At 60.5% G+C, this 12014-nt stretch carries 11 protein-coding genes; all 11 read left to right on the top strand.

Going from position 1 to position 12014, the window contains the following annotated elements; translation table 11 throughout:
• The first annotated feature begins 203 nt into the window (after positions 1-203).
• The 11 genes from IOC61_RS07645 (at position 204) to IOC61_RS07595 (ending at position 11952) form a co-directional block, all read left to right on the top strand.
• Positions 204-1346, top strand: a complete 1143-nt coding sequence (locus tag IOC61_RS07645; RefSeq protein WP_195688263.1) for a polysaccharide export protein — start codon at positions 204-206, stop codon at positions 1344-1346.
• 21 nt (positions 1347-1367) lie between these two features.
• Positions 1368-1805 (top strand): low molecular weight protein-tyrosine-phosphatase, encoded by a 438-nt coding sequence (locus tag IOC61_RS07640; protein ID WP_195688262.1) that lies wholly within the window; start codon positions 1368-1370, stop codon positions 1803-1805.
• A 147-nt stretch (positions 1806-1952) separates the two neighbouring features.
• The gene (locus tag IOC61_RS07635) at positions 1953-4151 is read left to right on the top strand and encodes a polysaccharide biosynthesis tyrosine autokinase (RefSeq protein WP_229332989.1); all 2199 of its coding nucleotides are present in this window, start codon (positions 1953-1955) and stop codon (positions 4149-4151) included.
• Between the two features lie 144 nt (positions 4152-4295).
• Positions 4296-6125, top strand: coding sequence for an ABC transporter ATP-binding protein (locus IOC61_RS07630; protein ID WP_195688260.1), 1830 nt, complete (start codon positions 4296-4298; stop codon positions 6123-6125).
• Between the two features lie 10 nt (positions 6126-6135).
• Positions 6136-6906, top strand: coding sequence for a hypothetical protein (locus IOC61_RS07625; RefSeq protein WP_195688259.1), 771 nt, complete (start codon positions 6136-6138; stop codon positions 6904-6906).
• A gap of 164 nt (positions 6907-7070) precedes the next feature.
• Complete coding sequence (locus IOC61_RS07620; RefSeq protein WP_195688258.1) at positions 7071-8093, top strand: NAD-dependent epimerase; 1023 nt, start codon at positions 7071-7073, stop codon at positions 8091-8093.
• Positions 8094-8526: 433 nt separating this feature from the next.
• Complete coding sequence (locus IOC61_RS07615; protein ID WP_195688257.1) at positions 8527-9231, top strand: LuxR C-terminal-related transcriptional regulator; 705 nt, start codon at positions 8527-8529, stop codon at positions 9229-9231.
• On the top strand, positions 9210-9728 hold the full coding sequence (locus IOC61_RS07610; RefSeq protein WP_195688256.1) for a CsgE family curli-type amyloid fiber assembly protein: 519 nt from the start codon (positions 9210-9212) through the stop codon (positions 9726-9728). The genes IOC61_RS07615 and IOC61_RS07610 overlap by 22 nt, the downstream gene beginning before the upstream one ends.
• Positions 9729-9747: 19 nt before the next feature.
• Positions 9748-10191, top strand: a complete 444-nt coding sequence (locus tag IOC61_RS07605; protein ID WP_229332988.1) for a curli assembly protein CsgF — start codon at positions 9748-9750, stop codon at positions 10189-10191.
• 34 nt (positions 10192-10225) lie between these two features.
• On the top strand, positions 10226-11062 hold the full coding sequence (locus IOC61_RS07600) for a CsgG/HfaB family protein (protein ID WP_195688255.1): 837 nt from the start codon (positions 10226-10228) through the stop codon (positions 11060-11062).
• Positions 11063-11457: 395 nt separating this feature from the next.
• The gene (locus tag IOC61_RS07595; RefSeq protein ID WP_195688254.1) at positions 11458-11952 is read left to right on the top strand and encodes a hypothetical protein; all 495 of its coding nucleotides are present in this window, start codon (positions 11458-11460) and stop codon (positions 11950-11952) included.
• Positions 11953-12014 lie beyond the last annotated feature (62 nt).

Genomic DNA, 12014 nt, shown 5'->3' with positions numbered 1-12014 from the left:
CCAGCCAAAGCCGTACTTTTGTGGCGGGTGACCAGGGTTTTAGTTTCAGTAGGCTAGGCGTGGTGAATATTCACTGATATGTTACACTATGTAGCAGAGGGTTACGGAGTTATTGTTTACTTATTTGCTTATCTTTCCACGTTTTTGATCTTTCCATGGTGCCTGCCTCCCCCGTTTGGCGGCTGCTATCAAGAGGAACCTACATGATCACATCGTCGATCCCACGTCAGCGTCACGCACCGGCTTTCCGGTCGACGCCCCTGATTGCCTGCGCCGTGGCCCTTCTGCTATCAGGCTGTTCTATGGCTCCCGGTGGGCATATCGATTACCAGACGGAAACCGCGCCGATCGACGACCTAGTCGATATCGAGCCCATTACGCCGGGGCTGGTTTCGACCTTTCGGCTGGCCGAAAGCCAAGCTGCGCCCATGTCCAGCGATCTGCGCCAGGCCATCGAGGACTACGAGTATCGCGTGGATCCCGGCGATGTACTGAGCGTGATCGTCTACGACCATCCCGAGCTGACCATACCGGCCGGTGCCGAGCGAAGCGCCGCCGAGGCGGGCAACGAGGTGCGTAGCGATGGCACCATCTTCTATCCCTATATCGGGCGCGTGAAGGTCGCAGGGCTCACCCTGGATGAGGTCCGCGACATGCTGGCGCGCCGACTCTCCGGCTTTCTGGCCGAGCCCCAGGTGGATGTCCGCATGGCGGCCTTCAACTCCAAGAAGGTCTACGTGAGCGGGTCGGTGGCAACACCCGGCACCCAGCCCATCACCAGCGTGCCGCTGACCTTGGCCGACGCCATCAGCCGGGCCGGTGGCGCCCAGCCCACTGCCAACTGGCACGAGGTAATTCTGACCCGCAATGGTCAGGAGCAGCGTCTCTCTCTCTACCAGCTGCTGCGCCAAGGCGACCAGACCCAGAATCGTCTGCTCCAGGATGGCGACGTGGTGCACGTGCCGAGTTCCGAGAATCAGGCCGTGGCGGTCATGGGCCAGGTGCTCTCGCCCGGCAACTTCGCGTTGGGCAACGAGCGCCTCTCCTTGACCGACGCCGTGGCACGGGCCGGTGGTATCAACGAAACTACCGCCGAGCCCTCGGGAATCTTCGTCATTCGCAGCCAGACTTTCGACAGTGACAAGTTGGCCACCGTGTATCTGCTCGATGTACGCAACGCCGCCGCCTTCAGCATGGGCAGCCAGTTTGTCCTCGAGCCCCAGGATGTGGTCTACGTTACCACCGCGCCCCTGGCGCGCTGGAACCGTGTGATCAGCCTGCTGCTACCCTCGCTGGTGTTGCCGGGTAGTGTGGCGGAGAGTGCCAGCGACGTCAGCGATCTCTAATCCACCCATAGCGAGCGGCTTGTGTTTCAACGTATCTTGGTGGTGTGTACTGGTAACGTCTGTCGTAGCCCCGTGGCCGAAGCCATGCTGCGCCGGGCCCTGCCGGGGAAGCAGGTCGCCTCGGCAGGGTTAGGTGCACTGGTCGGTCAGAACGTCGATCTCAGCGCCAGAGAGCTTGCCGAGGCGGAAGGACTTGACGTCTCCATCCACCAGGCCCGCCAGCTCACCACCGAGATGCTCATCAACCACGATCTGATCCTGGTGATGAGCAGCGGCCAGCGACGCGCTGTCGGTGAGCTTGCCCCCGAGGCCCTCGGCAAGACCATGCTGCTTGGCAAATGGCTCGCAGCTGGCAAGGGACTCGATATCCCCGACCCGTATCGGAAGAGCAGGGAGGCGTTTGAGCATGTTCACCAACTGCTGGCTGAGGCCACCGCCGGGTGGGTTGCCCGCCTATAAAAAGTCCAAACCCCAGGCGATGGCGTCGTTAGACTTCGGCGTACTCACGGATACCGACGAAACATCCTGGCTTAAATTACCTTCCTTTCACTCTTACAAATACAAAGCCACGCCATGACTGACACCTCCAACACCGCAGCTTCACCTATGGCCCCGGTCGATAATAAAATCGACCTCGCACGCCTGTTTGGCCTGCTCCTCGATCACAAGTGGCTGATCCTCGCCATCACCCTCTTGTTCGCCTTGGGTGGGGTGGTCTATGCCCTGCTGCAGACGCCGGTGTACCGCGGCGATGCGCTGGTACAGGTGGAACGGCGCTCGACCGTCAGCCCACTGGGCGATCTCTCCGAGGTGTTCGGCCAGGAGGGCGAGTCCTCCACCGCCGCCGAGGTGCAGATTCTGCAGTCTCGCATGGTGCTGGGCCAGGTGGTCGACCGGGTCGGGCTGGATACCGTGGTGAGTCCGAATCTGCTGCCGGTGGTGGGTGGCTTCCTGGTGCGCCGTGGCATCGAACGACCGGCATTCATGGCCGGCAAGCCCTGGGTATGGGCGGGTGAGACCCTGGCCCTGGGACGCCTGGAGGTCGCCGACTCGCTGCGCGGCATGCCGCTGATCGCAACCGCCGGGGAAGCGGGGGACTATCGGCTGCGCCTGGGCGGCGAGATGCCGCGGGAGCTGGGCCAAGGGCGAGTCGGGGAGCTTGCGAGCTTCGCCGATGGCGATATCCAGATACGCATCGCTGAACTGCAGGCGCCTCCCGGCACGGAGTTCACCCTGATCAAGCGCTCGCGGCCTACAGCCATCAATGGTCTTGGCTCGCGGCTTAGCGTCAACGAGTTGGGCGCCGGGCGCGGCACCAGCATCGGCACCGGCATGCTTCGGTTGACCCTGACTGGACCCGATCGCAGCGAGATTCGTCGCTCACTGGATGCCGTGGCAGAGACCTTCCTGACCCAGAACGTCGAGCGTCAATCCGCCGAGGCGGAGCAGAGCCTGGCCTTTCTCGAGGAGCAAGCGCCGGAACTCCGCGATCAGCTTGCCGCCGCTGAAAATCGTCTTAACGAGTATCGCGTCGAGCAGGATAGTGTCGACCTCAGCTCCGAGGCACAGTCCGTAATCCAGCGCTTTATCGAGCTCGACAGTCGACTCAGCGAGCTGGAGTTCCAGGAAGCCGAGCTGGCCGAGCGATTCACCCCAAGTCACCCTAACTATCAGGCGCTGCTGCGCCAGAAGAGTCAGCTGCAGCAGCAGCGGGCCGATCTTGATGAACGCGTCAATGAGATGCCCGCCGCCCAGCAGGAGGTAGTGCGTCGTACCCGCGACGTCGAGGTCACCCAGGCCATCTACGTCAACGTGCTGAACAAGATGCAGGAGCTGCAGGTCGCCCGGGCTGGTACCGTTGGCAACGTGCGTATCATCGATGACGCGCTGGTCGGCCCGTTCCCCATCGCTCCGCGCAAGTCACTAATCGTGATCATCGCCACCGTGCTCGGCGGCATGCTGGGGGTGGGTATCGTGCTGCTGCGCGGCCTGCTCAACCGCGGCGTGGAGTCACCTGAGCAGATCGAGAGCGCCGGCCTGCCGGTTTACGCCACCGTGCCGCTCTCCGACGAGCAGCGAAAGCTGGTTCGACGAGTCAAGCATCGCCGTGATCGCCAGGCACGGGAGGTGGTCAGCGGGGTGCTCGCCGAGCGCCACCTGGCTGATACCTCCATCGAGGCCCTGCGCAGCCTGCGCACCAGTCTGCACTTCGCCATGCTCGAGGCCAGCAACAACCGCCTGATGATCTCCGGTCCCAGCCCTGGTATTGGCAAGACCTTTATCTCGATTAACCTGGGCGCTGTCTGCGCCCAGGCCGGACAACGGGTGCTGGTCGTTGATGCCGATATGCGCAAGGGGCACATGCATAACGCCTTCAAGGGGCGCAGCAAGGAGGGGCTCTCCGAGCTGCTGAGCGGGCGCAAGGGCCTGCTGGAGATCATCCGGTCCAGCGGTATCGAAGGGCTGGATTACGTGGCTCGCGGTGAATCTCCGCCCAACCCCTCGGAGTTGATGATGACCTCACGCTTCACCACCTTCCTCGAAGAGGTCAGCCAACGCTATGACCTGGTGATCATCGACACTCCGCCGGTGCTCGCCGTGACCGATGCCGCGGTGGTTGGCGCCCAGTGTGGCACCACCCTGATGGTCGCTCGCTTCCAGACCAACCCGATACGCGAGCTGCAGATCGCTACTCGTCGCCTCGAAACTGCCGGCGTTACAGTCAAGGGCTCGATCCTTAACGCCATGGAGCGCAAGGCCGCCACCAGCTATGGGTATGGGTACTACAACTATTCGTACAAGTGAGTAAAGGATGAGGGGCGCACCTACCTCGCGGACCTTGCTCCTCGCACCTGGTACTACCTATTTCATACTTGCCTAACAGATACAAAATGTCACATTAATAGGGCTGGCCGCGCAGACGCGGCGTCGATGATTTTGTGAGGCCCTATGTTCGCCAATCTCCGTGCCTTGTTAGGCTTGCTTACCCGCGAGCAACGCCGGCGCTTGCTGCGCCTCCAGGGGTTGGTGGTGCTGATGGCCTTCGCCGAGGTGGGTGGGGTGCTCGCCATCGGCCCCTTTATGGCCCTGGTGGGCGACATGAGCCGGCTGCAGGGCGATGCCCTGCTCGCCCAGATCTATGCGGCGAGTGGTATCGGCGAACCGCGCGATTTCCTGTTCTGGATGGGAGTGGGGGTGCTGGTGGCGTTAGCGCTCTCTGCGGCCATCTCGGTGGTCGCCGTATGGCGTCTGACGATTTACGGTCAGCAACTCGGTGCCGAGCTGAGCGTACGGTTGTATCGCCACTATATGGCGCAGCCCTGGCTGTTTCACGCCGAAGGAAGCAGCACTCGCTTGGTCAGCAATATTGCTCAGGAGACCCAGCGCATCACCGATACCCTGATCTCGCCGCTGATGCGCATGAACGCCAAGGCGGCCACCGCCATCTGCATGGTGATCGCCCTGGTGCTGTTCAACCCGATGGTGGCGCTGATTGGCCTGGCGGTGTTCGCCTTCTGCTTCGTGGGCCTCTATGGCACGGTGCGGGCGCGCTTGGCCGCTAATGGTCGTGCCGTGTCGCGCAGCCAGGTGGCACGCTATCAGCTGATGGCGGAAGGCTTCGGGGGTATCAAGGACACTCTGTTGTTGGGGCGCCAGGCGATGTTCAATCAGCGCTTCGAAACAGCCAGCCGTCGCTATGGCCGCGCCCAGGGGGTGACCAAGGCACTCGCTCAGGTTCCACGTTACCTGGTTGAGCTCGTCGCCTTCGGCACCGTGATCTTCCTGGTGCTCTATCTGCTTGCCGCCCATGAGGGCAACCTTGGCACCATTCTGCCGTTGCTCTCGGTCTATGCTCTGGCCGGCTTCAAGCTGCTGCCGGCATTCCAGCAGATCTACGGCAGCGTGGCCCTGATGCGCGGTAATATCGCCGCCTTCGAGGCGGTACATCAGGATCTCAAGGACAGCCGCGGCAAAGAGGAGGTCAGCCTCAAGGCATCGTCTGTTACCAGGCCGACCACGTCAACACCTGCGCACGTCAAGTTGGTGCCGCGAGACTCGGTGGCTCTCAGCGGGGTGACATTTTTCTATCCTGGCAAGGAGCAGCCGGCGCTGGATGATGTCTCGCTGGTGATACCGGCTCAGCAAGTGATCGGGTTGGTGGGACCTTCCGGCTCCGGCAAATCCACCGCCATCGACTTGCTGCTGGGACTGATCAGTCCCCAGCGGGGAGAGCTCAGGGTCGATGGCCAGCCGCTGACGGGGCCACGCAAGCGTGCTTGGCAGAACGCGGTGGGCTTCGTGTCCCAGGCAATCTTCCTGGCCGATGCCAGCATCCGAGAGAACATCGCCTTCGGCCTGCCGTGCGAGGAAATCGATGATGAGCGGGTGCGCCACGCCGCCCAAATGGCTCATCTCGACGAGTTGCTTGAACAGTTGCCTGCAGGGCTCGATACGCGGGTCGGCGAGCGCGGCACCCAGCTCTCCGGGGGGCAGCGTCAGCGTATCGGGATAGCCCGAGCACTCTACGACGATGCCGAAGTCCTTATTCTCGATGAGGCCACCAGTGCCCTGGATGGCATCACCGAACGCCAGGTGATGCAGGCGATCCATGGTTTTGCCAGCAGCAAGACCATCATCATGATCGCCCATCGGTTGAGCACGGTGCGCCGTTGCGACGTGATCTACCTGATGCAGAAAGGGAAAGTGGTCGACCAGGGGAGTTACGACGAGTTAGTTGAGCGCAACCCCACCTTCCAGCGCATGGCCGCGCACTCCTAAGGATGTCGTCATGCTAAAACATTTGCTCAAGTCTACCCTGAGTCGTAGTGGATTTGCGTTAATGCGCACGCCGCCGCTTCCCCGCGGCGCACCGAGTGCCACCCATGGCCAGCGGGTGGAGATGATTGCGCCCTCCGGAGCGGGCAAGACCACCCTCTATCGTCAACTGGCGTTCCACAACGAGTGGATGCGTGCCGAGCGCATACTAATTGGCCGCGATGCCTTCCCGGAGCTACCCGGCGGCCATGTGGGGGAGCTCTACGCAAGACTCTTGTTCGGAAGCCTTCAGGCGCTGGAGAGGTTGCCGTTAACCCCCAGCCACAAGCTACGCCTGGTGGACTACATCACCACCACGCTGCGTCACGATATTGCCTGGCGCAGTCGCCACTATCCGCGTGGCATGGTCAGCGAGGAAGGCATCTGCCATAACTTCTCCGCCCAACTGGCAGCCCTGGCGGCCGAGGATCCAGAACCGCCAGGGCTCGCAGGACTACTTGCCGGCCGTTCACTGATACGGCTCGAGACAAGTGTCGAGCGGGTCATGGCGCAGCTGGCCAGTCGCCACAGACAGCGCCCCGGTGGCGGCAACGACTGGCTCGGCTATCTTGGCGAAGAGGCGGCCCTGGCCCACGTCGAGCAAGAGTTGGCCTGGGGCCTGGCCGTCTGCCGACTCTTCGAGCGGCACGCGCGACCGGTACTAATGCTCAAGGCCGAGGATGACCTGGCTACTCATCAACATCGAATTAACGCCTTCCTTGCCCGTCTGGCAGAAGGCGCCTAGCCGTGACACGACGCCTTGGCCCTTAGCGCCTTTGATCGCTTGAGTTCAGGGTTTCCAGCGAGCCTAGTGTCAGCAGCGAAGAACGGCATGAGGCCGGCCATTGCGACCCGAACATTGACCCATGAGGTCACCGTGCCCACCTGGACCAATAACAAGGAGTTGTCATGAAGGTTCTCGTCACCGGCAATGCCGGCTTTATCGGTTTCCACACCGCCAAGCGTCTGCTCGAGCGCGGCGACAGCGTAATCGGCTTCGATGAGGTCAACGACTATTACGATCCGACGATTAAGGAGGCGCGGCTCGAGATTTTGAATGAGACTGCCTCACGTACTGGTGCCGAGTATGTGTTCGTGCGTGAGGACCTGGCCGATCAGGCGGCGGTCAACGCTGTGTTCGAGAGTCACAAACCCGAGCGGGTGATCCATCTGGCCGCTCAGGCGGGGGTGCGTTACTCGCTGGAGAACCCCCATGCCTATGTGCACAGCAATATAGTGGCGTTCACCAATATCCTGGAGGCCTGCCGTCATCACCCAGTTAAGCATCTCACCTATGCCAGTACCAGCAGCGTCTATGGTGCCAACACCAGCATGCCGTTCTCGGAGCACGAGGGCGTCAACCATCCGCTGCAGTTCTACGCCGCTACCAAGAAGGCCAATGAGCTGATGGCGCATAGCTACAGCCACCTGTTCGACTTGCCCACCACTGGTTTGCGCTTCTTCACTGTGTATGGCCCCTGGGGGCGCCCCGATATGGCGCTGTTTCTCTTCACCAGGAAGACCCTGGCCGGCGAGTCGATTCCGGTATTCAACCATGGCCAACACACCCGAGACTTCACCTACATTGATGACATCGTGGAAGGGGTGATCCGTGCCAGCGATGATATCGCCGCGCCCAATCCCGAGTGGAACAGCGATGCACCTGACCCGGCCTCCAGCAACGCGCCGTATCGCATCTTCAATATCGGTAACAACAACCCGGTCAAGCTCTCCGCCTATATCGAGGCGATCGAGCAGGCTTTAGGCAAGGAGGCGATCAAGGAGTTGCTCCCTCTGCAGCCCGGCGACGTACCGGATACCTTCGCCGACTCCAGCGAGCTGGAGAAGGCGGTGGGCTACAAGCCTTCTACCACGGTGACGGAAGGGGTGGCGAACTTCGTGGCCTGGTATCGGGATTTTTATCGGGTCTGAGGAACGAGAGCCTCGAGCCGCGTGCCCTCTACATCCGTACCACTAAGGACAAAGCCTGCATAGACTATCGATAACGCTCGCGTCACCGGCCTGGACTATGTGGGGCTGCCGTTTAGGCAGCCCCCTTTCATCACTTCGACTAACGTCCAAGCACGGCCCTGTGCCGGGCTTTGGCGGTTACGGCTGGCTGAAACATAAACATGAATAATACTAATTTTAAAAACATATTGAATTTATTTGGGTCATCGAAAAGCCCACTAAATGCCTGATTAGCTGTCTAATTCGAAGGCATTAATGCTAGAGATACGTTGGTGACCATCGAATACACAAGTTAACAATATTTTACGTTTCTTAGTGAGTAGGCCATACTTACCTCCAGCTGTACTCCCTAACAACAACGCATACAGACACAACTCGTCATGAGGAGGAAAGCATGAGCCAACGGAATGGGGGGGTGGCGTTTGTCACGGAGCAGAATCCGCAATCGTCATTATTCATCGACTACATCAATGACCACGTCGACTGCACTGTCACGTTGCTTTCGCCCGCCGATGCTCCTTCCAGCGTTGCTGAGGAGACCTCAGTGGTGCTGCTGGATCATGATCATGTCGATGACGCCCTGCTGCAGGCGTGGCAGGAGGAGGCGTCGAGTCGTGGTCATCGACTGTGCATCGCGGCACTGAATCTGAAAGATGGTGATGAGGCAGCCGAGGTACTCTCCTATGCACATCTGTCGGGCGTGTTCTATCGCACGGATTCGCTGGACATGATCTGCAAGGGAATCGGTCGGCTGCTGGAAGGGCATCTCTGGATGTCACGCTCGTTGATGTCGCACCTGATCGAGTTCTTCCGCAAGCAGTCCATCAACTCTTACCGGCCGGCCTGTGGCCTGACCCAGCGTGAGCTGGAGATCATCGGGCTGCTCGGCTCCGGTGCCTCCAATATGCAGATCGCCGATCGCCTGTTCGTCAGCGAGCACACGGTGAAGTCGCACCTCTACAACATCTTCAAGAAGATCGATGTGCACAACCGTACCCAGGCGGTCAACTGGGCACGCCAGAATCTGGGCGCCCCCCCTCCGCTGTTTCATTTCGACCAACGCAAGGGAGCCAAGAGATGCAACCACAGTACGCCTTAGTCGCGGGTTGTGTGCTGCTCCTTTCGCTGATCTGGGGAGGGAGCCGCCCGGCGCAGGCTCAGGTGGCGCCCGATGAGCCGGCGATGACGATCGAGGAGTCGGAGGAGACCATCGAGACGCCCGGGCAGGCCGAGGAAGAGCTGGAGCGCCAGTTCAGCCTGCAGGAGCCGGGGATCTCGGGCCTGGTGATCGACCGCACCGTGACCATGACCGGCCGCACCTTCTATCGGCAGTTCAGCCAGCTGAGCCTGGAGCGCCCGGTGTTGAACAACGTGGTGCTGACGGTGCATGAGCGACCTTCGGCGCGTTGGGGCAGCCAGGTCTGGATCACCCGGGACAATAACCGTGTGGTCTATCAGGCCACCATGTCGCCCCGTCTCAGCGATATCGACGGGTATGTGCAGGCGGCGGTGGAGCAGGTGGAGAATCTGGTGATTCGGCAGACGCTGACGGAAGCCCTGGCCGATGACCCCGATCTGGCAGATGAAGAACTCTAGTGCATCGAGGAGAACGACAATGAAACGCACAAAGCAGCGGATGACGGCAAGAGTGGCGGCAGGGGTAGTGACGACGAGCCTGTTGCTGGGGAGTGGTTTCGCCTGGGCGGGCCAGCTGGTGTATGAGCCCATCAACCCGTCATTCGGGGGCAGCCCTCTCAACGGCAGCTATCTCTTCAACAAGGCGCAGTCCCAGGATGACAACAAGGATCCCGATGCGCCGGATTTCGGCAACCTGTCGGAGACCGATCTGTTCCTGCAGGACCTTAGGGCCGGGGTGGTCAACGATGCCATCAATGATGCCAAGGAAGGGGAGGCGGGGCGCACCAGTGTGATCGAGAGCTCGACGCTGCGAGTGCGGATTCGCAGCCTGGGGAATGGGGGTTTCGTGATGAATATCGTCGACCGGCGCACCGGCGAAGAGACGACGGTCAACTTTGGCCAGCCGTCGGGCCAGTTCTGAGCGGATACACGGACAGGGACAAGGGAGCAGAATAATGAAACTCATCACGACACTGGTTACCGCGGGCATGTTGACCCTGAGTGGGTGCGCCAGCCAGGTGACATCCTACGACCACCTGGAGGGGGCACCCGCCACCCTGACGCCGCGGACAGCGACCTACGATGATCTCAAGAGCCTGCCGGCACCCAGCTCGCGGATTCTGGCGGCGGTATACGACTTCCGCGACCAGACGGGGCAGTATCGTCCCCAGCCGGCGAGTACCTTCTCCACCGCCGTGACCCAGGGCGGCGCCGCCATGCTCAGCTCGGCGCTGGCCGAGTCCGGCTGGTTCATTCCTCTCGAGCGTGTGGGGCTGCAGAACCTGCTGACCGAGCGGCGCATCATACGTGCCAACCTCGAACGCATGGGCCGGGAGAATGAGCTCTCGTCGCTGAATGCCGCGCGGGTACTGCTCGAGGGGGGGATCATCGCCTACGACTCCAACATGAAGACCGGCGGTATCGGTGCCGAGTATTTCGGCATCGGCGCCTCGGGGGAGTATCAGGTCGACCAGGTCACGATCAACCTGCGTGCGGTGGATATCGCCACGGGGGAGGTGCTGGGGAATGTCACCACCAGCAAGACGATCTACTCCCACGAGCTGCGGGCCGGGGTCTATCGCTTCGTCAGCTTCCAGCGTCTGCTCGAGGCCGAGGCGGGCTTTACGCATAACGAACCGGTCCAGATGGCGGTGATGTCGGCGGTCGAGTCGGCGGTGATCCATCTGATTACCCAGGGGGTCGATCGCGGGCTGTGGAGCCTGGCGAATCCTGAAGATGCCGACCATGAGGTGTTGGCGGCTTACCGTGACGAAACCGTGCCAATGCTCTGATCTTTCCGAGCGGAAATTGTCGAGGAGCGGTAGTTGTCAAGGAGTCTGTCGCTGGCTGCCAATGCTTTTTCAGGCCCTGTCAGGTAACACCAAGTCTAGGTAGTAGTAGTATTAGGCTTCTTTTCTGAAGAAAAACCTCTGTTAAACGGGCGCCGCTTCCTGCGAGAAGCGGCGCCCGTTTCGTTTGATGATGCGAGCCATTTTCTCAGTATGAGAAAAGATGATCTAGCAAGGCCAAAATGATGAGTTATCTCGCCTTCAAAAATAATGAAATACGATGATTGCTGATGCGTTTCTTTATGTAAATACTTGTAAGCATCAAGGGCGGTATGAAACAACGCTCAAGAAACATCAGAAATGACACAACAATGATTACGAGGCGAGGCGAACTTCCTATGAAAACGTTAATGGCTCTTGGCTGTATCGCTTTCGCTACCGGGGTATCGATGACGCCGACCGCTGATGCCGGTGATCTGCACCTCGAGTCGGAGTTCGGGCAGGTGTCGCCGAGTTTTGTGGTCAATAACCTGGCCAGAACCGACCAGGACGGTATCAGTCATGAGGCCAATATCTTCCAGTCCGGTCAAGGGCAGGAGGCACTGATCGTACAGCGAGGTTACTACAACCTTGCCGAAATCGATCAGGTGGGGCAGCAGCATGACGCGGCGGTGCTGCAGGCTGGCGGATATCTCGAGGCGAGCATCGCACAATCGGGATATGGCCATGGGGCTACCATCGAGCAACGCGGTGTCGGCAAGCAAGCGTCCATTGTTCAGAGTGGTGTTCACGGCAGTGCGAGCATCATGCAAGTGGGATCCACGCGTCGAGCGCCTGTTGAGGTAATACAGCACTCGCGTGGTCAGGCAGCCATCCAGGTGATCCAGCATTGATAGATCAATATGGACATCTGGTGCTGTGGAGTCGACTGGGGTCAGCGACTTCATGTAACGAC

The organism is Halomonas sp. KAO, assembly GCF_015595025.1.
Lineage (GTDB): Bacteria > Pseudomonadota > Gammaproteobacteria > Pseudomonadales > Halomonadaceae > Halomonas.
Note: the sequence above shows the minus strand (reverse complement) of the source record. Positions and strands in the feature narration are given on the sequence as shown.

Bases quoted from the DNA above. Each gene is read 5' to 3' on its own strand.
- IOC61_RS07645 (WP_195688263.1), top strand. From the start codon at position 204: ATGATCACATCGTCGATCCCACGTCAGCGTCACGCACCGGCTTTCCGG.
- IOC61_RS07635 (WP_229332989.1), top strand. From the start codon at position 1,953: ATGGCCCCGGTCGATAATAAAATCGACCTCGCACGCCTGTTTGGCCTG.
- IOC61_RS07630 (WP_195688260.1), top strand. From the start codon at position 4,296: ATGTTCGCCAATCTCCGTGCCTTGTTAGGCTTGCTTACCCGCGAGCAA.
- IOC61_RS07625 (WP_195688259.1), top strand. From the start codon at position 6,136: ATGCTAAAACATTTGCTCAAGTCTACCCTGAGTCGTAGTGGATTTGCG.
- IOC61_RS07620 (WP_195688258.1), top strand. From the start codon at position 7,071: ATGAAGGTTCTCGTCACCGGCAATGCCGGCTTTATCGGTTTCCACACC.
- IOC61_RS07615 (WP_195688257.1), top strand. From the start codon at position 8,527: ATGAGCCAACGGAATGGGGGGGTGGCGTTTGTCACGGAGCAGAATCCG.
- IOC61_RS07610 (WP_195688256.1), top strand. From the start codon at position 9,210: ATGCAACCACAGTACGCCTTAGTCGCGGGTTGTGTGCTGCTCCTTTCG.
- IOC61_RS07605 (WP_229332988.1), top strand. From the start codon at position 9,748: ATGAAACGCACAAAGCAGCGGATGACGGCAAGAGTGGCGGCAGGGGTA.
- IOC61_RS07600 (WP_195688255.1), top strand. From the start codon at position 10,226: ATGAAACTCATCACGACACTGGTTACCGCGGGCATGTTGACCCTGAGT.
- IOC61_RS07595 (WP_195688254.1), top strand. From the start codon at position 11,458: ATGAAAACGTTAATGGCTCTTGGCTGTATCGCTTTCGCTACCGGGGTA.